Genomic DNA, 23566 nt, shown 5'->3' with positions numbered 1-23566 from the left:
AGTGGCCCGAGGGTCGCCCAGCGCTATGATCGGGCCATGCGGACGACCAGCCGACACCGTGTTGCAGTCCTGGCGCTTCCCGGTGTCCTCGCGCTTGACTTCGGGATCCCCGTTCAGACGTTCGGAGAGGACCCGCACTACGACGTCACGGTGTGCACCGATCCGGCAGCCGGACCCATCCGCGGCAGCGGCGGCTTCGAGCTGACCGCGTCCACCGGTCTCGAAGCGCTGGACGACGTCGACACGGTGGTCGTTCCCGGCTACGAGATCCCGGACGCGGCGGTGCCCGGCAGCGTTCTTCGTTCATTGCGTGCCGTCCATGCCCGCGGTGGGCGGATCGTCTCGATCTGCACGGGTGCCTTCGCCCTGGCCGCCGCAGGACTCCTCGACGGGCGCCCGGCGACGACCCACTGGCAGGAAGCCGGCCGCCTGCAGCGCCTGTATCCGCGGATCTCCGTCGTGCCGAACCGGCTGTTCGTCGACGATTCAGACATCCTTACCTCCGCAGGCGTGACCGCGGGCATCGACCTTTGCCTGCACATCATCCGCCGCGACCACGGAGCCGCCGCCGCGAACACCCGCGCCCGGGCCCTGGTGGCGCCACCGCAACGAGCGGGCGGGCAGGCCCAGTTCATCGAACGTCTGCGTCCGGCCACGAGCGGCACCGAACTTGCCCCCGTCCGCGACTGGGCACTGGCCAACCTTGCAGACCACCACACTCTGGACACACTTGCGCAGCGTGCACACATGTCCCGCCGCACGTTCGTTCGACGCTTCCGCGAGGAGACGGGCACCTCGCCACTGGCCTGGCTGACCGGCGCCCGCATCGACTGGGCGCGAGAGCTGCTCGAAACAACAACCGTAACCATCGAGCAGATCGGCCACCTCAGCGGCCTTGGCGGCCCCGCCGCACTCCGAGCCACCTTCCACCGATACCTCGGCACCTCGCCCCAGCAATACCGCACCCTTTTCCAGCACCAGACGGACACCTCGGACACGGCATCGTGACCGCTGGGACGGTGTCCTCGGCGGGACACCATCACCGCTGGGGTCTCGACGGAGCCGAAGCCGTCCCCTGGGCGGCGCACAAGACAAAAGCCCCCTGCCCCTCGGAGCCGAGGAAAAGAGAGTCACAAGCACAACGGGCGTTCTCGGCGCCCGCTGAAGCAGTGATGTAACACCCTGCTTGCAAGGGCCAACAGGCCAGCTCAGCGGGCCCGTTGGGGCGCGGAGGCGAAGAACGCAACCAGCCCCTAACGACATCATCCTGCCTGAGTGGCAATCAACAGGAGACGCCGGCAACGGGGCCATCTCGAGCGGATCTACGGGCGTCGACGTGCTGCGCTGAGTTCAGGCACGCGCTCGGTCGCGGTGCGGTCGTTCCAGACGTTGGCCAGTTGCACGCGTGAGTGCACGTCGAGCTTCGCGAAGATTGAACGCAGGTGTGTTCCCACGGTGTTGGGCGACAGCCCCAGTGTGCGGGCGGCGGCCTGATTGGTCTGCCCTGCGCTGATCAGTTCCGCGACTTTCCTCTCTGCTTCGCTCAGCGCGGCCCATCCGGTGCGAGGCCGTTCGAGATCATTGATCCATTTGGAGCGGCGGACCCCGGCGCGGCGCATCGTGTGCTGAAGCGAGAGAACGGATCCCCGCGCGCCCATGTGGTGGTAGATGTCCCAGGCGCGGTCGAGGTTGGCCACGCCCTCCTTTCGCTGCCCGGAGGTCAGCAGCACCCGGCCGTAGTCCTCGTAGCCGCTGGCCCTCAGCGCGGGCCGTGGGCTGCGTGCGAGCACCTCCGTGGCCCGGCGCAGGAGGGTGAGGTCCTGACGAAGAGTGCCGCGCAGTTGCAGCGCTATTCCCTCGAAACTGGCCACCCCAGGGTTGCGGGCAGCTCCCTCCTCGGCCAGGGCCACCGCGTGCTCGGCGAAGCCCAGATCGCCGGCGGCCAGGCCGAACCGGGTGAAGCCCCTCATCCAGCCGGGCCACCAGGGCCAGTAGGTCGGCGTCTCCCTGGCCCGGTACAACGCGGGGGACAGGATCGACATGGCCTGGTCCAGGTGGCCTTCCGCCGCGCTGATCCACCCCTGCAGCAAGTGCAGGCCAGGCAGGCGGACCTCGTCGTCGGCGTCCGCGTGCGTCAGGACCGGGGTCAGACGGTTGCGGGCATCGGCGATGTCGCCGCGCAGCAGCGCGACGGAACTTGTGATCATGATTGCTTGCAGGCCGTGCGTGTGGTTGCCGAGCTCCTCGCTCAGGGCGATCAGGGTTCGGGCGGTGGAGTCGGCGTCATCGAGGCGGCCGAGGCTGAACTCCTGCCACAGCTGTGCGTACAGCACGGAGGGCAGGATCGCCTCGACCTGGTTGCGCGCATCGGCGTGGGCGGCGCTGAGTATCGCCTCGGCCTCGGCGAAGCGGTCGAGCAGTTGCAGGGCCAGTATCTCCTGAGCCAGCTGCGTGTGGCCTGCGGTCGTGCGCAGTGCGCGGAAGTGGGCCAGGGATTCGGCGTGGTGTCCGGAGTTCTTGGCGGCCTCACCGAGGGCCTGGAGTGCCACGGTGATCGCCTCACGGTCGCCGGTGAGCCGGGCTTCTACCAGGGCCGGTTCCGCTGCCTGCCTGGCGATGTCGGCGGGTTCCGTCCGGGTGAGGGCCAAGGCGCGCGAGGAGGCGAGCCGGGACTGTAGCGCAGGCGGCAGACCGGGCTGGGAGAGTGCCGCGTCGATCCGGGTCAGGGAGTCGGCGAGCCGGCCCATCAGCCACAGGGCGCGGGCGGCCAGGACCTGAATGCGTGCAGTGGCTGCGGGATCGTCGGACCGGGTCAGCAGTGTGTCGGCAACCGTGACCGCCTCGGCGCAGCGTTGGACCCGGGAGAGGATGTCGACGCAGTGTTCCCCGACGGTCAGCCAGGCGGGCTGCGCGGGACGCAGGAGCTGGAAGGCCTGGAGGGCGAGATCGCCTGCGGTGTGGGGCATGGCCGTGACGGCGGCGTCGGCGGCCTGGGTGAGGATCCTCGCGCTGGCCAGGTCCCCGGGTGTCGCGCTCGCCCGCGCGTGCGGGGCGGTACTCAGCGGGCCGTGCCCGGTAGCCATCAGGTGTTCGGCGCAGCGCTGGTGCAGCGCGCGTCGGGCGTTGCCGGCGAGGTCGGCGTAGACGGTCTCGCGAACCAGGTCGTGCCGGAAGCTGAGGCGATGGTCGCGGGCGGCAAGCAAACCGGACTCGACGGCCAACTCCGCCCAGGCCCACACGTGAGCGGCCGGATGTTCGGCCAGCAGAGCAGTGGCGTCGTCAACCGCGAACGGTTGGCCGAACACCGCCGCGGTCTGCACCAGTTGGCGTTCGCCCGCGCCCAGGCCCAGCAGTTTTCGGCGTGTTGCGAAGACGAACTCGGTCGGGACCTGGTCCTCCGGTTCGCCCCGTGTGCGGGCCCGTGCCAGGCCGTCCAGGATCTGCGTGATCAGAAAGGGGTTGCCGCCAACTCCATTCAGCATGCCGCGGACCTTCTCGGAGGGGGCGCCCCCGAGAAGGTCCTGCGCGAGGGCGCCGACATCGCCGGCGTCCAGCGGTCCCAGGTGAATGAACTCGAGGGGGACCGAGGGGGTCTCGGTTCGCGAGAGATCCGAGACCAGGCCACCGGTGGCGTCCCGCCCGGCGACGACCCACACGATGGGCGACCCGGCCAGACGTGCGGGCAGGGCCCGCACCACGAACCTGGTCAACCGGTCCGCCCACTGGGCGTCGTCGATGGCGAAGATCACCGGGGAGGCACAGGCGAGCTTCTCGAGGTGGGTGCTGACTTGCTCAAGCAGCTGAAGAGGCTGGTCGACGCTGAGCTGGAGTTCGGCCAGCGCGTCGGAGGCGATCAGAGGAGACGCACCGGAGCGCAGCGCCACCAGAAGCGGTGCGCCCGGGGAGATCTGCCCGGCCTCGTCGGCCTTGCCGGCCCCCGAGGCGAATCCTCGCGTACGGGCCTGAGCGATCAGTTCCTCGAGCACCGCAGTCTTGCCGATACCGGCTTCGCCGGTGAGGACGACGATGCCGCTGCGTCCGTCCTGCCCTGTGCGCCGGACCACCGAGAGGGCCGACGACATCGCCGTGGCACGTCCCCGCAATACGGTCCTGGCCACTTCAGGCCCCTCCAGCGCCTGCGCGACGGTACCGGCAGCGGCTGTGACTCATGATTGCGGCGGGGGTCGGGTGGGGCCAGCGGCGCACCTTGTACATGGTTTCACCATAGTCAGTTGTGTGTTGCGACGCACAACCTTCAGGGGGTGACGCGGTGGAAGGGACCGGCACGGCCGCTTCGGGAGCCGGATGCGGAATCTTGAACGTACTCGACTCGTTCAGGGGCTGCGGAGCGGCAACAGCTCCACGCTGGGCCAGGCCACCGCCTGATCGCAGTGCCGGCAGGCCAGTTCGATCTCCAGGCGATGACCGCAGTCGTGCCATAGCTCCAGGGCGGGTTCATCCACCGCCCACTTGTCGCCCCACTGGAACAGCGCGAGGAGTACGGGAAACAAATCCTGGCCCGCCTGGGTGAGGTGGTACTCGTAGCGCGGGGGGTGCTGGCTGTACTGCCGACGCTCCACAATGTGTGCCGCTTCGAGCTTGCGCAACCGGTCGGCCAGGATGTCGCGCGAGGCCCCGGTGTAGCCCGCGATCTTCGTGAAATGGTGCACCCCGTAGCCCATCTCCCTGATCGCCAGTAGCGACCAGCGCTCGCCGACGATGTCCAGCGAGGCGGCGACCGAGCACGGTCGGGTCGTCACGGGCGGATGCACCGTAGCCCGTTGCGCAGCGGTTCCTTCGTCCGTCTCCTCCATGGCCTTCAGTCTAGTTTGTTGCCCCTTCCAACTTACTGGTGCCAGCCCTTGTGAACTCGAATGGTTCCGATCAGTCGACCCAAGGCGGACCGCAGAGTCCCAAGCGATTGACCAAGCGGGAGGCTGATGGCGGCAGTCCGATGGATATCGGCGCGGATCAGGGCTGCTGTGTGCCTGGGCAGGCTGCGACATCCGGGCCGTTGTCCTGGGCTGGCACTGGCGGGGGCGGCCGGTTCCGGAGGCCGATTCAGACGATGTGGTTGTCGACCATCACCACGCTGCTGCCCCTGCCCCGCCTCGGTCAGGTGGTACTCGGACCGTGGAGGCCGCTCACAGTAGACGCCGCACATCAACTCGCATACGGCAAACAGCGTCCACCGCCCATCGATGATCTTCAGGGCTCTGGCCATCGGGCACGCGAGGATTTCGTGACCGGTGATGCTGCGCGAACCGGCTGTGGCCGTCTGGGCGTCGGACGGTCAGAAAACGAGGTCCTCGATGCGCTCGGACCCGGAAGTTACCTCGAACTGGTGCCGAATGCCGACGCCCTCGCTCAGCAATCGGGCAATCAGCGCAGCCACGTCGGCGCGAGGAATGCTTCCGCCGCCGATCCCGTCGCCCAGCTGGACCCGCCCGGACCCCGGCCGATCATCCAGTCCGGAGGGACGCACGATGGTCCAGTCCAGTGCGCGCGCACGAAGGTTCGCATCCGCATCGCTCTTGAGACGCAGATAGATCTGAAACGGATTGGACGAGCCGCTGTCGAAGTAGTCGGCACCCATCGAGGAGATGAGCACGTAGCGGTTGACTCCAGCCTTCTCGGCTGCGTTGGCCAGCAGAATCGGACCGTCGCGGTCGATGGCCTCCTTCTGCCGGGTGGTGCTGCCATAGCCGGCACCCGCCGCGAACACCACGGCGTGGGCACCGGACAAGGACTCGGCAAGCGCCTGCACACTGATGGTCTCGATATCGAGCACCAGTGGCGTGCCCCCGGCCGTGACTACGTCGTGTCCCTGGCTGTCGGAGCGCACCGTGCCCACCACTGTGTGGCCCAGCCGGCTCAGGAGCGCTGTCAGTAGCAGTGCGATCCGGCTGTGCCCGCCGACGATGACGACCTTCATGTCTTCACACCCATCCATGTCCGTGGACCCGCGTCACAGCGGGCCCGAGCCGTCCGCCCAGGTGGACAGATCGCGATGCCGGCCCAGTCGGCGTGTCCGCGGCCCAGCCTCGCGCCGGTCTCGTTCAGCAGGGACACTGCGACGGCCGGTATCTGCAGGTGACTGGTCGTTGGTGTTCGGTGATGCGCGCCTCGGCAAGCACTCCTCGGACTTGTTCGCAGCGTGCGGCCACAGCACGCCTACTGCGCTGCTTCCGCGTCCGGGACCGCACCCATGTGATGGCCCATCCGGATGTCGAAGTCTGCTCCGGTAGCCCGAGCGTAGGCGCTGACCCTCTGGAACCGGTCCAGGAATGCAGGGTTCTGGACCAGTGTCACCGTGGTCCCCTGGGATTCCAGCAGATCTTCGGGAGCGGGCAGGGTATGACGGTTGATCATGGATTTCGCTGTGCCGAGCGCCATGGAGTCGAAGGCGGCGATCCGTCGTGCCAGTGCGTCCACGTAGCCGGTCAGTTCCGCGCCCGGGAGAGCCCTGTTGATCCACCCGTATTGCTCAGCGGTCACCGCGTCGAAGTCGTCCGCGCTGAGAACGATCTCCAACGCCCGTCCCCGACCCACGAAGGCCGCGAGCCGTTCAATACCCCCGCCGCCGGGGATCAGGCTGCTGCCGATCTCGGGCTGCCCGAACAGAGCTGTCTCTACGGCAGCGAAACGCATGTCACAGGCGAGCGCGAATTCATTTCCGCCGCCCCGTGCCCTCCCGCGGATCTCCGCGATGGAGATCACCGGTGCCTGGGAGAGCCGGACCGTCATGTCCAGGAACGGCGGCAGCCCCGTCGGGCCCGGAGTGGTCGGCAGGGCACCGCCGGAGAGGTCGTAGCGGGCGAAGAAGAAGTCCGGGTTGGCGCTGTCGAACACGACCACCCGCAAGTCGTCCGTATCCTCCACCGCAGTGACGATGTCCTGCAACTCCGCGGCCGTCGTGGCGTTCATCAGGTTGATCGGAGGGTTGTCGAAGGTGACCCTCCAGTATCCCGGGAAGGGGACCGTGATCGTGAACTGCGTCAGGTGGGGCATCGTGGCAGTCATGGCGACCTTCCAGGTCAGGCGGTCTGCCGGGTGGGCAGGACCGTGATCTCGGGCAGGTTCACGCGGGCGGGCAGCCCCACCGCATAAGCGACCACGCCGGCGACGTCCTGAGGAGTGAGCCACTCGATCGTGTCCCGAGTGGCGGCCAGCCGTGTGCGTACGTGCTCGTCAGCGATATGGCTCTGCAACTCTGTGCCGACAATGCCCGGTTGGATCGTGGTGACCCGCACGTTCTTCGGCCCCAGTTCCGCGCGCAGGTTGTTGCCCAGGTGGATCACATAAGCCTTCGACGCCGCGTAGACCGAGAACGTCGGAAACACACTCCGGCCGGCAAACGAAGCCGTGTTCACAAGGTCCGCAACACCGGTGGCCGCCGCGGAGCGCACGAGCTGCTCGGTGAACGCGATCAGCGTGTTGTTCACCGCACCGATATTCAGCTCGACCTGGCGGCTCCAGTCCTGTGGATTGAGGTCACCGAGCGGCGTCGGCAGCATGATGCCCGCATTGCTCACCACGATTCCGGCATCGCCGAGCTCACGGGCGATCTCGCCTGCCACTGCTGTGGTGGCCGCCGCGTCGGTGAGGTCGACCGGATAGGACGCCGCACTGCCTCCCGACGCCGTGATGTCCTTGACGATCACATCGAGCTTGTCCGCACGGCGAGCAAGCAGGGCGACCGATGCACCGCGTGCAGCGAACGCCCGCGCGATCTGTTCGCCGATGCCACTGGATGCTCCAGTCACCACAGCGACACGGCCGCTCAGTTCCGCCGAAGAAGACATGGCGCACCTTTCAGGGGATGCGGTGGAAAATTGGCCCGGAACCAGGTCGCCGAACGGGGGAGAGACGGCAGCCGGATCCGGGGAGCACACGCGGGGCCGGCTGAGACGCGGCACGGGACCGCAGACTCACCGGGCCCGTTGAATCGTGTTCCCCACAGGCCTGGGCGGTGCTGCCTCCCGCCTGCAGGGTGCAAGCACGCGACCGGGCGGCAGGTACCTACGCCTTGCCGAGCAGTTCGCGTACGTGCTGGACGATCTCCTCGTTGGTGTAGGCGTGGCCGGCGATGCCCCAGCCTCCGGGGACTGCCTCGGTGAGGGCGACCCAGGTGCGCTCCTCCAGCGTCGGGTCGCCTGCGGCCTTGGCGACCAGGGTGGTGAATTCCTTGACCAGCCCAAGCTGCTGCTCGCGGTCCAGCGCGCCGGCGTTGGTGGTCACGTTCACGCGAACACTGGTGCTGCCGCCGCCGGCGGTCGAGAGGGAGTCCGGGGCCAGCTCGTGGATGAACGCGGCGGTGTTGTCGAGGAAGAAGGGGATCGCGGGCACCTTCTCCCATCGCATGATCGCCTGAGCGAGTTCCTGGGCGAGTGCATGCTTGTCGTCGAACGTCCCGGTCGGGGCGTACACGTCGATCATCGGCATGGCGATGTCCTCTCGTGAGTGGGGATTCGTGATGAAGAGACACCCTCGGGACAGGGCTTGCTCCACCCGGTCCCGGTCGGTCCACCGGCCACAGAGCCAGGAGAGCACGATCTTCCAGCCGGACAGCCGTCCAGTCAGTGCTCTCCACAGTGTGGGTCCACTGCCGCTTCCCGCTCACTCACCCAAACACGTTAGCCTCCGTGTTTCGCTTGGGTACTGCGGTTCCACCTGTCGTTCGGGAGACACTGATTAGCTGGTCAGAGTGGGCTGACGGGGTTTCAGGTTCGCTCGCTCAGCTGTTGCCTGCTCGGCGCGGTACTTCTCTTCGGACGCGATGGGACTGAGCCGGCCGAGCTTCTCCGGGATACGGCTTCTGTTGACAGAAGCCGTCGATGCACTAGAAGAGCACGAAGCGGGGGCGCGTGCTGGTTGGTTGTGGGGTGGTCGGGTTCCCGGAGAGTGCGGCCACCCCCTGCATGGATGCTCAGGCGGTGCCGAGGGGGTTGAGGATGGCGATGCGCCAGGTGCCGTCCTGGCCGCGGCGGGCGATATTGGCGGTGGTGCCGGTGGCCTTGTGCCGGTTGCCGTCGGGGGTGGTGATCTCGAGGGTCCACTCCTCGCTGATCAATGCGATGTCGTCGCCGGCCACGACGCGTGAGGGGCCGTTGGACAGCTGGGCGTTGCCGGCGATCGATCCGGCCGTGTAGTCGTGCAGTGCCTGGCCGGTGACGGTCTCACCGGTGACGGTACGCATGACGGCACCGGGCGCGAACAGGCTCAGGACCTCGTCGAGGTTCCCGGAGTTCATGGCCTTCTCGAAGGCCGGGGGGAGCTGCGCGGGGTCGGTGATGGGAGTCGACATGGTCGTTCCTTCCAGAATTGGATGTCGTGCAGATCGTTGAAATGGCGGGTGTCGGGACCCGCGTGTGCATGTCCGCCAGGGATGCCCTGTGGACAGCAGTGCTGTGCTGACCGCCGCCGCAGGTTCCACGCAGAGGGGGGAGTGGGACCGTTAGGCATACCGGCGAAGGAAGCCGGCCAATGCCGGGTTGACGCGGTCGGGATGAGTGAGGTTCGGCGTGTGTCCGGCCCCGGCTACGGTGACCAACTCCTGGGCACCGGGGATCATCGAGGCCAGTGACCGGCCCAACGGGTACGGGATCGGCTGGTCCGCGTCGCCATGGACGACCAGGGTCGGCACAGTGATCTGACCAAGCCGGCCGGTGATGTCATCTGCCTCCATCAGCACCTGCACCGCGTCGGCGAGCCGTTCACGCGGCTGCGCCTTCCACTTCGCCAGCCACTGATCGTGAATCGCGGGCTGTCCCAGCAGCATCCCCAGCAACACCGGGGCCACCGCCTCCGGACCCGCGCCGCGGAATCCCTCCGACACGCCACGCATCTGCGACAGCGCATCGAGCGGCCAGGCGACCGACGTCGTGTCGATCAACGCCAGGGCCTTGACCCGTTCAGGCGCTGTCAAGGCGGCCCGCATCGACAGAAAGCCACCCTGCGAATGCCCCACCAGCGCCGCCTGCCGCACGCCCAGGTGGTCCAGCAGCCCGATCAGGTCGGCAGCCGAGTCCCAGTAGGTGTAGGCCTTACCGTCGTCCTCGGTACGGCCGTGCAGCCGCTCGTCCCACACGACGACCCGAAAGTCCCCGCCCAGGGCCTGGACCTGGTGCACCCACATGTCACGGTCCATGAGGTTGCCGTGGCTGAAGACCACGACCGGACCCTCACCGCCACTGTCCTCGAAGTACAGGCGGGCACCGTTGACATCTGCGTACGGCATGGTTGTTTTCTCCTTTACTCCCGGGACCCACCAGACAGTCAGAGGCTTGACCGGAAGTGGATGACGCGCTGGCTGCTTGCTCAAACAATGCGCGATGCGAGCGGCGCAGACGAGGTGCGCAAGAGACCTGCCATGGTCAAAAATGGACTCGCCGATCCGCTCAAGGCATGCACCTCAGAGAGCCCGGGCTCAGCGCGTCCCCGCCCCACGGCCCAGACGCCTCTGGCTGTCCCCGCGGGCGGGGCTGTCAGCGCTGCGTGGCACGGAACGCCCCGGGAGTGGCACCCACTGTCCGCTCGAAGAACTTCCCGAAGTTGGTGGGCTCCGTGAAGCCCAGCATGCGACCGACGGACGCGACGGGAAGGACGGTATGAACCAGCAGCCGCTTGGCTTCCAGGGCGACCCGGTCGTCGATGAGGTCCTTCGCGGTACGGCCTGTCGCGGCCAGACAGGCCCGCGTGAGCGTCCGCGGCGAGTAACCGAGGCGCGCGGCATACTGGGCGGCACGGCGCCTCGTCGCGAACGTGCGTTCCAGTTCACCTCGGAAGGCCCGGAACACCTCGCCCCCCGCCGCAGGATTCCATTCACCGGGGTGCGGCAGCCGGGCAATGCGCACCAGCAGCGCGGCAAGAAGCTGCCGCAGCAGTTCCACAGTGAGGTCCGCCTGCCAAGCGTCCTGATCGGCCAGCGTGGCGTATTCCGCCGCTATCTCAGCCACCGCCACCGACATGGCCCGGTACTCCACCGCGGACAGTGAGAAAGCGGCAGGAGTGAGCCCCTCGTCGATGACGGCAGCGCTGGCAGGAACCGGCGGTGGAAAGGCAGGCGTGAACACCACCAAGGTCGCATCAAGATCCGCGATGCCCCCCTGAGGACCCGCGGGGAAACGCTGCACCTGACCAGGACGCAAATGCAGCAGAGTCCCCGGAGCGCATGGGTAACTCACGAAGTCGATCAGCGCGGTACCTTCCCCGCGGGTGACCAGGGTCAGCTGATGGAAGTCCGGACGGCTGGGCGCCGCCGCGACAGACGGCGACAGCCGCTCACGCAACGTCGCAAAGGACAAAACCTCCAGCCCCAACCGGGGCTGATCCGGATTGTCGTAGCTGACGTCGACAACATCCGGGCTTCCGAAACCAGCCATGCACCGATGATCGCAGCTACGGCCGACCACGCCGGCAACGAGCTTCCTCACCCCAACTCGCCGAGGCCGGGGAAGAGTTCACTGTGCCGATCATCTGCCGGCGGCGCAGACCCTCAGCTCAAGGCCGTGCGCCCGGCATGTTCGTCGCGTTGTCGATCCTGCGCGCGAGGCCGGTACTGCACGGCCTCCAGCATCCACGTGAGTGGAGCCCAACCCCGCCAGCTCGCCGCGGGTGGCCGAAAACAAGTGCTTGAACCCTCAAGTAGTCAATGGTTGTATGACCTCGTCGATGTTTCAAATTTGAAGCGTCGCGTCTTGTCTGCCCAGCGCGATCGGAGATCCGAGCATCATGACCGTCACCAGTCGAAGCACCCTCGCGGCCACATTCGTGGCCGCGGCCCTCACCGCGGCCATGGCCCTGCCCGCCAGCGCGGCAACTTCGCCGGCGACCACCGTGCGGCACACCGGTCACCCCGTTGCCTCTCGCGACGGCGAGAACGAGCGCCTCCAGTACCAGAAGTCCGTCGCCGTCGGGGTCCTCAAGGGCCTGTTCGAGCGCGGAGACACCAAGATCGTCGACCGTTATGTGCGCCCCGACTACATCCAGCACAATCCGACGCTTCCCGACGGCGCCGAGGCGTTCAAGAACCTCGGCGTCTCCCTCCACCGGCAGTACCCCGCACTCAAGTTCGGGATCAAGCAGGTGATCTCCGAGGGTGATCTGGTGATCGTGCATTCTCACGTCCAGCTGACCCCGGACGACCGCGGCGGGTCCTACTACGACATCTACCGTTTCCAGGGCGGCAAGCTCGCCGAGCACTGGGACGTGATTCAGGACGTGCCGGCGACCTCCGTCAACGGCCACGACATGTTCTCCACCATCAGCCGGCCCCCGATTCACCAGACCGGCCCCCGCTGGCTCACCGCCGCCAACAAGAAGTTGGTGACCGCCTTCGTCAATGACGTGCCGGTACACAAGGACCTGTCCGCCATCGACCGCTACGTCGCCCCGGACTACCTCCAGCACAACCCGACCATCCCGGACGGTATCGCCGGGGTGAAGGCTGGTATGGCCGCCTACTTCGAGCACTACCCGCAGATGACGTTCACCCCCAAGCGGATCATCGCCGAGGGGGACCTGGTGGCCGTCCACAGTCATTTCGTCGCCGCGCCCGGTGAGCGCGGTCAGGCGGTCGTTGACCTCTTCCGCGTGCAGAACGGAAAGATCGTCGAGCACTGGGACTCGCTCCAGGACGTGCCGGAGACATCGGCGAACGACAACACGATGTTCTAGACCGCAATGTCAGTCGATGCCAACCGTTACACGGCCACTTCGATGAGAACTCGACAAGAGTTACGGGTAGCACCCGCGGATCGTGTCATCGCGACGCGTCGCACGTGAGCGGCGGGTGCCGTTGCGGATTTTACTGCTGTATATCGCTCCAGGTGATGGCGGTGCAGGTTTACGGGGCTGGCCTTGGTGGCAACCAAAACCGCCATCACCCTGGGTGCTCCGTCTCTCCCTCTCACGTCATCTGTGCGTCGAGCATGCACATATATTGCAAGGCGCCCCCTTTATTGCACACAGGAGAACGATGTACCTGCTCCGACCGTATTGCTTCGCTGGAGGCACTGCCGTACTCACCGGAGCCGCCAGCGGCATGGGTGAACAAATGGCCTATGGGTTGGCCGCCCGCGGAAGCAATCTGGTGCTGCTCGATCGCGACGCAGAGCGCCTCAACAACGTCGCGCACACCATCTGCGAACGGCACACCGATGTACGTGTCCACGCCATCGTGGTTGACCTTGCCCACCAAGTAGCCCTCGACAACGCTGTCGAGCAGATCCTCATTGACCACCCGCTCATCACGCTTCTGGTCAACAACGCCGGCGTGGCCATGGACGGGCGGTTCGAGGATCTGTCGGCCGAGGAATTCGACTGGATGATGCGCATCAACTTCCACGCGCCGGTCGCGCTCACCAGGCGACTGCTACCCGTCCTGCGAAGCCACCCCGGAAGCCACATCGTGAATGTATCCAGCCTGTTCGGTCTCATCGCGCCCCCGGGCCAGGTCGCCTATGCCTCGAGCAAATATGCTCTGCGCGGCTTCAGTGAAGCCCTGCGTCACGAGGTCGTCGCCCAAGGGATCGGCGTAACCACGGTACACCCCGGTGGAATCCGGACCCGTATCTCCGAGACAGCGCGGATCGCCGCAAGCCTCGCCGGCAAACAATCAGCGCAAGCTGAATCGGCGTCCTTCGACAAGATGCTCACTTACCCTGCGGACAAGGCTGCGGCCCAGATACTCTGCGCCATTGAGAAGCGTGATGCCCGGGTAGTGATTACCAGGCTCGCCATCTTCGCTGAAACTGTCGGCCGTATATTTCCCTCCACCTACTGGTCGGTCCTGAGTCGCCTGCGCCCATCGGCCACGGGCGCATCTCGCGTCACTTCCATCAGATAGACGTCACTCCGCGCGAAGGAAGTCATGGGCTGGGCAGCCCTCGGTGAGGGGGGAAGTGGGCTCCGGCGGCCAGGTCGGACCGCCTGAGGACTCGGGCAAACGCCTGGACAACGATCATTCGCGTCAAGCCCGATGCCTGGCGTCGAAGTGGACGGAGTGGGAGGTCAGTTTCCCCAGCAGTTCGATCAGCGTGCGCTTCTCGTCCTCGCTGAGAGCGCCCCCCCACTCCCGCTCTCGCTCGTTGTGAGCCAGGAACGCGGAAGCGATTGCATCCCGCCCGGACTCGGTGAGGGACAGTTCCAGCGCTCGTCCGTCGTAGGCCGCGCGCTCCTTGCTCACCAGCCCGTCACGCTCCAGCGTGTTGACCAGAGCAGACACGGCAGCCCGGCTCATGCCGGACAGTTCCGCCACCTTCTTCGCCTCAACAGGAGCGGTCAGCCAGATCGCGAACAGCACGCGGAAGCCGGGCCAGGACCAGCCGCGTGGCCGGTGAACGGTGGATTCGAGGTCGTAGACAAGCATGTTGGCCGCCCGATGGAGGGTGAACACCAGGCGCATGGCGAGCGGATCGATGCTCGGCAGTTCCCGGGAGACCCGCTCGACGGCGTAGTCGATGAACGACCAGAAGTGCAGGTGCTCGGGGTCGGACGGTTCCAAGGTCATGTCTGGAGTGTAGGACGCGGTCCGAGGCAGGTCCGCCCGAGGAGACGGGCGGGTTCGCGACGTCTTCGGCGAGGCGCAGGAGGCTGTCACTCGGGTCTTCCCAACGGGCCCCGCGGAGGGTATGTTCCAAATAGTCAAAGGTTTCACTATGGCTTTCGTCATCATTCCTCCTGATTTTGATCTCAGGTGCCAATGGTGCACATCTGCCCCGGTATGGCGTCACACCGTGTGCCTCACCGGCTTCCCTGATCGCGCCCCGCCACGGCAGCGATACGAGTGCCTCTCATGGGAGTCCTCATGCCCGAAGTCCTAGCTCCCCCCAGCCCCGGCGCGCTGCGCGCGTGCATGTCCCGCTTCGTCACGGGCGTCACCGTCGTCACCTACGACGGCGAAGACGGCCCGCGAGGAGCCACCATGAACTCCTTCACGTCTGTGTCAGCCGACCCCGCACTGGTGCTGATCAGCGTCGCTCGCAGAGCCCGATGCCACGATCGGCTCGTCGACCAGTCGTTCTGCGTCAACGTCCTGGGCGCTGAACAGGAACGCCTGGCCCGCCTGTTCGCGGGGGCGCAGGGGCTGGATGAACCCGACTGGGTGGCCGATGCCAGGGTGCCGCGACTCGCTACCCCCCTCGCGTGGATCGAGTGCACCCCCTGGCGCTCCTACGACGGCGGCGACCACACCCTCGTCGTCGGCCAGGTCACCGACCTTGGCCACCGCGACGGTGACGCCCTCACCTACACCTGGAGCCGCTTCGGCACAGCCGCCGAGTCAGCCGACGGCATCGAACACCTCATCTGAACAGCCCTCCCCTCTGCCCCTCCCGACTCAGGAGCACCACCATGGCCGCACGTACAGGCAAGGAATACCTCGAGCGACTGTCTGCCTCCCGCCCCACGGTGCACATCCAGGGCGAGACCATCACCGGCGGCGTACAGGACCACCCGGCCTTCCGCAACGTGGTGCGCACGTATGCCGAGCTGTACGACCTTCAGCACTCCGCGGAGCACAAGGACGTTCTGACCTACACCTCCCCTACCTCCGGAGAGCCGGTCGGCACCTCGTTCCTGGCCCCGAAGACCCCGGACGACCTGGTCAAGCGCCGAAAGGCGTTCAAGGTATGGGCCGACTACAGCAGCGGCATGCTCGGTCGCACCGGCGACTACATGAACAGCTCCCTCATGGCACTGGCCTCCGCTGCCGACTGGTTCGCCCAGGCCAACCCCGCCTTCGGCGAGAACATCCGCCGCTACTACGAGAAGGTGCGTGAAGAGGACCTGCTGTGTACGCACACTCTGATCCCGCCGCAGGTCAACCGGGCGGTGACCGGCACCCAGCAAGCCGGAGGCAAGCTGGCGGCGCGGATCGTGAAGGAGGACGACAACGGGGTCGTCATCCGCGGTGCGCGCATGCTCGCCACCATCGCCCCGTTCGCTGACGAGATGCTCGTCTTCCCCTCCACCGTGCTGCGCGGCACTCCCGAGGACAAGCCGTACTCCTACGCTTTCGCGATTCCCAACGACACTCCCGGCCTGCGCTACATCGCCCGCGAACCACTCGACTACGACCGCCCCCGCCACGATCACCCGCTCTCCTCCCGCTTCGAGGAATCGGACTGCGTGGTCGTCTTCGACGACGTCCATGTCCCCTACGAGCGCTGCTTCGTCCTTGGCGAAGCGGAGCTGTGCAACGGCTTCTACTCGCAGACGTCGTCCGTGGTGCACATGACCCATCAGGTCGTCACCCGCACCACTGCCAAGACGGAGTACGTCCTCGGACTGGTGTCGCTGCTGACCGAGGCCATCGGCATCGAGCAGTTCCAGCACGTCCAGGAGGACATCGCCGAGATCATCACCACGCTGGAGATGCTGCGCGCGTTCCTGCGCGCCGCCGAGGCCGACGCCGAAATCAACGAGTACGGCGTCCTCACTCCGGCCTTCGCCCCGCTGAACGCCGCCCGCAACCTCTACCCCAAGCTCTACCAGCGCTTCCCTCAGATCCTCCGCAAGCTTGGTGCCTCCGGCCTGATGGCCACTCCGACCGAACTGGACATCACGGGGCCGGCAGCCGCCGACATCGAGGCGTACCTGCAGTCGGCGACACTGACGGGCCCAGAGCGCGTGAAGCTCTTCCGGCTGGTGTGGGACACCTGCATCTCCGCCTTCTCCAGCCGACAGGCCCTGTACGAGTACTACTTCTTCGGCGACCCGGTCCGCATGGCCGGCGCCTACGTGAAGTCCTACGACCGCGAGCCCTACAAGGCCAAGGTCCAGGACTTCTTGAATCGGCACAGCCTGGAGCGTGCCTGATGACACATCCGCTCGGGAACCCTCCATCGAAGATCATCGCGGTCCACCTCAACTACCGCAGCCGGGCAAAGGAACGCGGACGGATACCGTCGCAGCCGTCGTACTTCTTCAAGCCGCCGTCGTCACTGTCGGGCACCAAGGAAGCGATTGTCCGGCCCGAGGGGTGCGAACTCCTCGGCTTCGAGGGCGAGATCGCGCTCGTCATCGGCTCACGCGCCCAACACGTGACACCTGAAGACGGTTGGTCGTACGTGCGCTGGGTGACCGCCGCGAACGACGCGGGCGTGTACGACCTGCGGTATGCCGACCGCGGCTCCAACCTCCGCTCCAAGGGCGCCGACGGCTTCACACCGATCGGGCCGCGGCTGCTGGATGCTCGTGAACTCGACCCAGACGCCCTGCAGTTGCGCACCTGGGTCAACGACGAGCTGGTCCAGGACGACACCACCGACACATTGCTCTTCCCCTTCGGGCAACTCATTGCCGACCTGTCCCGGCTGGTCACGCTGGAGCCGGGAGACGTGATCCTCACGGGCACTCCGGCCGGCGCCTCCGTCGTCTCGCCAGGCGATCTGGTCGAGGTCGAGGTGAGCGGCGGCGGACTGTCCACCGGGCGGCTGCGCAATCCGATCGCAGCGGGGCCCGCCCTCGCCCCGTACGGAGCCATGCCCCGCCTCGATCCGGCGGAGCGCGAGGCCGCGTACGGACCGACCTACGTCCCCGAGCCGCTGATCGCCAAGGAGATCGAGGACGGTCTGCGCTCGGTCGCGGTCGCCACGCTCAGCGCACAGCTGCGCAAGCGCGGTCTGCCGCACATGTCGATCGACGGCGTACGGCCCACCCAGCCGGGCATCGGCATGGTCGGCGTCGCCCACACCCTGCGCTATCTGCCGCTGCGTGAAGATCTGTTCCAGAAGTACGGCAACGGAATGAACGCCCAGAAGCGCGCTGTCGAAGAACTTCGGCCCGGCCATGTGCTGGTGATGGACGCCCGTCGCGACACCTCCGCGGGAACGCTCGGCGACATCCTGGCTCTGCGCGCACAGCAGCGTGGCGCGGCCGGCGTGGTTACCGACGGCGGGCTGCGCGACAGCGCGGCCGTGACCGAACTCGGTCTGCCGGTCTTCCACGGCGGGGAGCATCCGTCCGTGCTCGGACGCCGTCACGTCCCCTGGGACACCGGCGTGCCGATCGCCTGCGGTGGAGCTCTGGTTCAGCCCGGCGACCTGATTGTCGGGGACGCCGACGGCGTGGTGGTCGTACCGCCCGAGCTGTCCGAGGAACTGATTGCCGACTGCCGCGAGCAGGAGGCACAGGAAAGGTTCATCACCGAGCAGGTACGGACCGGACGCAGTATCGATGGCCTCTATCCGTTGGGGCCGGAGTGGCGTGAGCCGTACGAGCAATGGCGCAAGCAGCACATTACGGAAGGAGAGTCCCTGTGAAGTTCAGAAGTGACCCGTCCATAATCCGCGGATCCATCGCCCCCGTGGTCACGCCGTTCACCGCGGACGGCGCCGTCGACCACGACAGCTTGCGGACACTGATCCGCTTCCAACTCCAGGCCGGCTCACACGGGATCTCCCTGGGCGGCTCGACCGGCGAACCCAGTGCGCAGTCCGCTGCCGAGCGGATCGCGGCGATGCGCACTGTCGCGAAGGAAATCGACGACCGTGTCCCGTTCCTGCCCGGCACTGGTTCACACAAGCTCGACGAAACCCTCCAACTCACCGCCGCAGCACAGATGATGGGCGCCGACGCGGCTCTCGTCATCACGCCGTACTACGCACGCCCCACCCAGGAAGCCCTCTACCAGTGGTACGCGACGGTCGCCCGGGAGTTCCCCGACCTGCCGATCATCGCCTACAACGTGCCCTCCCGCACCGCCGTCGACATCGCACCGGAGACAGTGAAGCGCCTGTTCACCGACTTCGAGAACTTCGTCGGCGTCAAGGAGACGACAAAGGACTTCGAGCACTTCTCGCGCGTCCTGCACGCCTGCGGCCGCTCGCTGCTGGTGTGGTCCGGCATCGAATTGCTCTGCCTACCGCTCCTGGCGCTGGGCGGCGCCGGTTTCGTGTCGGCCGTCGCCAACATCGCGCCGACCGCGGTTGCCCGCATGTACGAGCTGTGGGAGGCCGGCGAGTTCGACGCCGCCCGCGACCTGCACTACCGACTTCATCCGCTGGTCGACCTGCTGTTCGTCGAGACCAACCCGGCGCCTGTCAAGTGGGTGCTCCACCAGCAGGGCCTCATCACCTCCCCGCATGTTCGCCCGCCCCTCATCACTCCCACCGACGCGGGCCTCGTGAAGATCCGCGAGCTGCTCGCCGAGGGCGGCGATCTCACCTCACAGATCGGAGATGCACGATGACCACGGCCCCCAAGGGCTTGCCCTCTGTCATTCAGCACTGGATCGGCGGCGAACTCGTCGATGCGGCCGACGGCCGAACATTCGACGTCTCCGACCCCGTGTCCAACAACCCCTACGCACAGGCTGCCCGCGGTTCGGCAACCGACATCGACCGGGCAGCACGCGCGGCCGCTGCCGCCTCCACGGAGTGGGCCGGACTGTCCAACCGGGACCGAGCCGCCACGCTGTACCGCATCGCGGACGCCGTCGAGGCCCGCCACGACCGGCTGGCCGCCTACGAGACGTACGACACCGGACTGCCCATCACCCAGGCACGCGGCCAGGCCCGGCGCGCCGCCGAGAACTTCCGCTACTTCGCGGACGTCATCGTCGCCCTCGGCGAGGAGGCCTTCCGGCAGGGCGAGGAACAGTTCTCCTACGTCCGGCGCACTCCTGTCGGAGTGGCCGGACTGATCACGCCATGGAACACACCGTTCATGCTGGAGAGTTGGAAGCTGGCGCCTGCCCTGGCCTCCGGCTGCACGCTGATCCTCAAGCCGGCCGAGTGGACACCACTGTCCGCGTCGCTGTGGCCGGAAATCTTCTCCGAGGCAGGCGTGCCCGCAGGGGCGGTGAACATCGTGCACGGCATCGGCGAGGAGGCCGGCCAGTCCCTCGTCGACCACCCGGACGTGCCGCTGATCTCCTTCACCGGATCTACCGACACCGGCCGGCGCATCATCCGGTCCAGCGCCCAACACCTCAAGACCACTTCTATGGAACTGGGTGGCAAGTCCCCGGCCGTCGTCTTCGCCGACGCCGACCTCGAAGCCGCACTCGACTCGATCGTATTCGGGGTGTTCTCCCTCAACGGCGAGCGCTGCACGGCCGGTTCACGGGTGCTCGTGGAGCGATCGCTCTACGCGGAGTTCGTGCACCGCCTCGCCGAACGGGCCGCAAATATCCGAGTCGGACTGCCGTCCGATTCGGCAACAGAGGTCGGCGCACTGGTTCACCCCGAGCACTACGCACGGGTCTTGAACTACGTCGAGATCGGCAAGAAGGAAGCCCGGCTCGTCGCCGGCGGCACCCGCCCCGACCACCTGGCCGACGGCAACTACCTACAGCCGACCGTCTTCGCCGACGTCGAGCGCGACGCCCGCATCTTCCAGGAGGAGATCTTCGGGCCGGTCGTCGCCGTCGCCCCCTTCGACGACGAGGCCGAAGCGATCGAACTCGCCAACGCCACCCGGTACGGTCTGGCGGCCTACATCTGGACAACGGACCTCAAGCGCGGCCACCGCATCGCCCATGCCGTCGAGTCCGGCATGGTCTGGATCAACTCCCACAATGTCCGGGACCTGCGTACTCCCTTCGGCGGGGTCAAGGACTCGGGCGTCGGCCGCGAAGGCGGTGCCCATTCCATCGACTTCTACACGGAATCCAAGATTGTCCACGTCACTCTCGGCGACGTTCACACGCCACGGTTCGGGGCTGCCTCATGAACGCGCCTGATGTCATCCGCTCGGCATACGCCCAACTCGCCGTCACCGATCTCGGCGCGGCACGCTGGTTCTGGGTCGACATGCTCGGCTTCTACGTCCAGTACGAGGACGCCGACTCTCTCTACCTGCGCGGCACCGACGAACTCACTCACCATTCCCTGGTGCTGCGCCGAGGGGAACTGGGCGCCCTCGACCACATCGCCTACCGCGTACGCACCCCTGAAGATGTCGACAAGGCTGAGCGGTTCTTCGCCGAACTCGGCCGCCCTGTCAAGCGTTTGAAGAAGGGCGAAGGCACACGCGGCATTGGCGACGCTGTACGTGTGATCGATCCGTTGGGTTTCCCCGTCGAGTTCTTCTACGAGATCGAACACGCCGAACGTCTCATTCAGCGCTACGACATCCGTCACGGTGCCGAGGTCGCCCGCCTGGACCACTTCAACATCTGCACCCCCGACATCCCCACCGCTTACGCTCACTACAAATCCCTCGGCTTCGGCTGCTCGGAGACCATCGAAGGCGACGAACACGAACTGTACGCAGCGTGGATGTACCGCAAGCAGACGGTCCACGACGTTGCCTTCACCGGTGGTGCCGGCCCCCGCCTGCACCACCTGGGCGTCGCCACCCACGAATCCCACCAGATCCTGCGATGCGCCGACATCTTCGGCTCGCTGCGCAAGGAGCATCACATCGAACGCGGCCCCGGGCGCCACGGGGTCTCCAACGCCTTCTACCTCTACCTCCGCGACCCCGATGGCCACCGAGTGGAGATTTACACCTCGGACTACTACACCGGTGACCCGGACCACGAGACGTACCGCTGGAACGTACACGACGACCGTCGCCGTGACTTCTGGGGCAATGCCGTGATCGAGTCCTGGTACAAGGAGGCCACCCCGGTCCTGGATCTGGAAGGGCGGCTCCAGGACGTCTCGGACGCCGTGCTCGATGAGTCCGCCGTTCAGGTCGGCGCAGACGGACTCGGTTGAGCCTGCCCCGGGGGTCCCGCAGATCGGGGCCGCCTTCCTTCCGCACAACAGAGAGCCGTCACTGCCGGGCGATGCATCCAACTCCGTACAGAAAATTCGTACAACAACGACCGAAAGTCGCTTCGGGCCAGAGCCGGTACTCGGCGTAGCGATACAGGACCGACAACGAAAACCGAGGAGTAGGGAATGAGTAAGACCCTGTTCATTGGCGGCACTTGGCAATCGGCCGCGTCCGGCGCTGAATTCGATACTCTCGACCCGTCGACCGGCACGGCACACGCACGCTGCGCCGACGCCAATCGACAAGACGTCGACGAGGCCGTATCAGCAGCTCGGGCGGCGCTCGGAAGCCCCTCCTGGGCGGGCATCGCGCCGGCCGAGCGGGCGCGCATTCTGTGGCGTATCGGTGACCTGATCGAGGAGCATGCTGAGGAACTCGCCCAGTTGGAAACCCTCGACCAAGGTCAGCCGATCGGTGTTTCGAGGACGGTGAGCGTCAGGGGCGCGGCCGAGCACTTCCGCTACTACGCAGGCTGGGTGACCAAGCTGTACGGTGAGACGGCTCCGATGTCGTTTCCCAACGTCCTGCAGTACACCAAGCGGGAACCGGTCGGCGTGTGCGCGCTCATTACGCCATGGAATTTCCCGCTGATGATTGCCAGTTGGAAGATCGCGCCAGCACTGGCCTGCGGCAATACCGTGATCGTCAAGCCCGCCGAGCAAACACCAATGACGACGATCCGCCTCGTGCAGCTGTGTCGCGAGGCGGGCATCCCTGACGGTGTGGTGAATCTGATTACTGGTGGCCCGGATGCCGGTCGCGCGCTGGTTGAGCACCCGGGCGTCGACAAGGTCTCCTTCACCGGCTCCACCGAGACCGGACGCGCGATCGTGCAGGCCTCCGCAGGCAACCTGAAGCGCGTTTCTCTGGAGCTCGGTGGCAAGGCGCCCAGCCTCGTGCTGCCCGATGCCGACCTCGATTCGGCCGTCACCGGGTGTCTGCAGGGGGCACTGCTCAACAGCGGACAGGTGTGCGCTGCGTACACTCGTTTCCTCGTCCACCGGTCGCTGGCCGACGAATTCGCCGAGCGATGCGCCAAGGCGGTCGCCCAGATGCGACTCGGGCCGGGCAGCGCCGAAGACACCGACCTTGGCCCCGTGGTCAGCGGGGAGCACCAGGCGCACGTCGACAGACTCGTCCGAAGCGGCATGGACGAAGGTGCCAGCTTGCTCGCAGGCGGCTCTCGCGCCGATCGGCCCGGCTACTTCTATCGACCCACTGTCTTCGCCGACGTTCGCGACGACATGCGCATAGCTCGGGAAGAGATCTTCGGCCCCGTGCTTTCCATCCTCGCCTACGACGAGGAAGACGAGGCGATCGCCCGCGCCAACGACTCCGAGTACGGACTTGCCGCTGCGGTGTGGACCCGGGACGTCGGTGCGGCCCACCGTGTCGCCGGCAACGTACGCGCCGGAACCATCTACATCAACATGCCAAACCCCGTGGAAGCCTCGGCGCCCTGGGGCGGCTACGGGGCCAGTGGATGGGGTCGCGAGATGGGCAGCGGCGCTATCGACCTGTACACCGAAGTAAAGAGTGTCTGGACGTCGCTGACATAGCGTCCGCGTCTCGCGCCGGCACCCAGCCAGGGGCGCCCCTTCGGACTTGCTACGTTCCCGAGGATCGGGAGTGTGTGTGGGGGAGGGGGACCGGGTGTGGTGCGCGATCGACTCAGCCGGCGTGCGGCTTTTCACGGGGGACAGCTGACGGGACCAGATCGGGCCGGCGACACGGTGGGCCGCGCCTACGTCCCGGAATTTTGCACCGATCAGCTTCCGCCGAGCCCCCGGTACTGAGAGACGGCAAAGCTGCTCGTCCCGTCAACTGCACCCTC

General features: G+C 66.7%; 20 protein-coding genes. 10 read left to right on the top strand and 10 right to left on the bottom strand.

Annotated elements, in window-relative coordinates:
* The first annotated feature begins 36 nt into the window (after positions 1 to 36).
* The gene (locus tag OH768_RS07625) at positions 37 to 1008 is read left to right on the top strand and encodes a GlxA family transcriptional regulator (RefSeq protein ID WP_406451346.1); all 972 of its coding nucleotides are present in this window, start codon (positions 37 to 39) and stop codon (positions 1006 to 1008) included.
* Positions 1009 to 1322: 314 nt separating this feature from the next.
* Here OH768_RS07625 and OH768_RS07620 read toward each other — a convergent pair whose 3' ends face one another.
* From OH768_RS07620 to OH768_RS07580, 9 genes are all read right to left on the bottom strand, one after another.
* Positions 1323 to 4118 carry an AAA family ATPase gene (locus OH768_RS07620; protein WP_406451344.1) on the bottom strand — a complete coding sequence of 932 codons (2796 nt, stop codon included), beginning with the start codon at positions 4116 to 4118 and terminating at the stop codon, positions 1323 to 1325.
* Positions 4119 to 4334: 216 nt separating this feature from the next.
* Positions 4335 to 4760: a winged helix-turn-helix transcriptional regulator gene (locus OH768_RS07615; RefSeq protein ID WP_406451342.1), complete on the bottom strand. Its 426-nt coding sequence runs from the start codon at positions 4758 to 4760 to the stop codon at positions 4335 to 4337.
* A gap of 533 nt (positions 4761 to 5293) precedes the next feature.
* Positions 5294 to 5935, bottom strand: coding sequence for an NAD(P)H-binding protein (locus OH768_RS07610; protein WP_406451340.1), 642 nt, complete (start codon positions 5933 to 5935; stop codon positions 5294 to 5296).
* 239 nt (positions 5936 to 6174) lie between these two features.
* Positions 6175 to 7023, bottom strand: a complete 849-nt coding sequence (locus OH768_RS07605) for an enoyl-CoA hydratase/isomerase family protein (RefSeq protein WP_406451338.1) — start codon at positions 7021 to 7023, stop codon at positions 6175 to 6177.
* Between the two features lie 14 nt (positions 7024 to 7037).
* Complete coding sequence (locus OH768_RS07600) at positions 7038 to 7805, bottom strand: SDR family oxidoreductase (RefSeq protein ID WP_406451336.1); 768 nt, start codon at positions 7803 to 7805, stop codon at positions 7038 to 7040.
* A gap of 217 nt (positions 7806 to 8022) precedes the next feature.
* Positions 8023 to 8445, bottom strand: a complete 423-nt coding sequence (locus tag OH768_RS07595; RefSeq protein ID WP_406451334.1) for a 4-oxalocrotonate tautomerase family protein — start codon at positions 8443 to 8445, stop codon at positions 8023 to 8025.
* A 484-nt stretch (positions 8446 to 8929) separates the two neighbouring features.
* The gene (locus OH768_RS07590) at positions 8930 to 9307 is read right to left on the bottom strand and encodes a YybH family protein (RefSeq protein ID WP_406451332.1); all 378 of its coding nucleotides are present in this window, start codon (positions 9305 to 9307) and stop codon (positions 8930 to 8932) included.
* A 150-nt stretch (positions 9308 to 9457) separates the two neighbouring features.
* Positions 9458 to 10174, bottom strand: a complete 717-nt coding sequence (locus OH768_RS07585) for an alpha/beta fold hydrolase (RefSeq protein ID WP_406451330.1) — start codon at positions 10172 to 10174, stop codon at positions 9458 to 9460.
* A 313-nt stretch (positions 10175 to 10487) separates the two neighbouring features.
* A complete protein-coding gene (locus OH768_RS07580; protein ID WP_406451328.1) occupies positions 10488 to 11384 on the bottom strand; it encodes an AraC family transcriptional regulator in 897 nt (298 codons plus the stop codon).
* Positions 11385 to 11733: 349 nt separating this feature from the next.
* Between OH768_RS07580 and OH768_RS07575 the strand changes: the two genes are divergently transcribed.
* Positions 11734 to 12678 carry a nuclear transport factor 2 family protein gene (locus tag OH768_RS07575; RefSeq protein WP_406451326.1) on the top strand — a complete coding sequence of 315 codons (945 nt, stop codon included), beginning with the start codon at positions 11734 to 11736 and terminating at the stop codon, positions 12676 to 12678.
* Positions 12679 to 12979: 301 nt separating this feature from the next.
* On the top strand, positions 12980 to 13849 hold the full coding sequence (locus OH768_RS07570) for an SDR family NAD(P)-dependent oxidoreductase (protein WP_406451324.1): 870 nt from the start codon (positions 12980 to 12982) through the stop codon (positions 13847 to 13849).
* A 123-nt stretch (positions 13850 to 13972) separates the two neighbouring features.
* Here the strand turns inward: OH768_RS07570 and OH768_RS07565 are convergent, their stop codons facing one another.
* Positions 13973 to 14512, bottom strand: coding sequence for a MarR family winged helix-turn-helix transcriptional regulator (locus tag OH768_RS07565; RefSeq protein WP_406451322.1), 540 nt, complete (start codon positions 14510 to 14512; stop codon positions 13973 to 13975).
* Positions 14513 to 14809: 297 nt separating this feature from the next.
* Between OH768_RS07565 and OH768_RS07560 the strand changes: the two genes are divergently transcribed.
* From OH768_RS07560 to OH768_RS07530, 7 genes are all read left to right on the top strand, one after another.
* Positions 14810 to 15313, top strand: a complete 504-nt coding sequence (locus tag OH768_RS07560) for a flavin reductase family protein (RefSeq protein WP_406451320.1) — start codon at positions 14810 to 14812, stop codon at positions 15311 to 15313.
* Positions 15314 to 15354: 41 nt separating this feature from the next.
* Complete coding sequence (gene hpaB, locus OH768_RS07555; RefSeq protein WP_406451318.1) at positions 15355 to 16821, top strand: 4-hydroxyphenylacetate 3-monooxygenase, oxygenase component; 1467 nt, start codon at positions 15355 to 15357, stop codon at positions 16819 to 16821.
* Positions 16821 to 18266, top strand: coding sequence for a fumarylacetoacetate hydrolase family protein (locus OH768_RS07550; RefSeq protein WP_406451316.1), 1446 nt, complete (start codon positions 16821 to 16823; stop codon positions 18264 to 18266). The genes hpaB and OH768_RS07550 overlap by 1 nt, the downstream gene beginning before the upstream one ends.
* Positions 18263 to 19195: a 4-hydroxy-tetrahydrodipicolinate synthase gene (gene dapA / locus OH768_RS07545; protein ID WP_406451314.1), complete on the top strand. Its 933-nt coding sequence runs from the start codon at positions 18263 to 18265 to the stop codon at positions 19193 to 19195. The genes OH768_RS07550 and dapA overlap by 4 nt, the downstream gene beginning before the upstream one ends.
* Positions 19192 to 20679 (top strand): 5-carboxymethyl-2-hydroxymuconate semialdehyde dehydrogenase, encoded by a 1488-nt coding sequence (hpaE, locus tag OH768_RS07540; RefSeq protein WP_406451312.1) that lies wholly within the window; start codon positions 19192 to 19194, stop codon positions 20677 to 20679. Before dapA ends, hpaE begins: the two co-directional genes overlap by 4 nt.
* On the top strand, positions 20676 to 21671 hold the full coding sequence (hpaD, locus tag OH768_RS07535; RefSeq protein ID WP_406451310.1) for a 3,4-dihydroxyphenylacetate 2,3-dioxygenase: 996 nt from the start codon (positions 20676 to 20678) through the stop codon (positions 21669 to 21671). The genes hpaE and hpaD overlap by 4 nt, the downstream gene beginning before the upstream one ends.
* 186 nt (positions 21672 to 21857) lie before the next feature.
* Positions 21858 to 23291, top strand: a complete 1434-nt coding sequence (locus OH768_RS07530; RefSeq protein ID WP_406451308.1) for an aldehyde dehydrogenase family protein — start codon at positions 21858 to 21860, stop codon at positions 23289 to 23291.
* Positions 23292 to 23566: the final 275 nt, after the last annotated feature.

Source organism: Streptomyces sp. NBC_01622, assembly GCF_045209635.1.
Lineage (GTDB): Bacteria > Actinomycetota > Actinomycetes > Streptomycetales > Streptomycetaceae > Streptomyces.
Note: the sequence above shows the minus strand (reverse complement) of the source record. Positions and strands in the feature narration are given on the sequence as shown.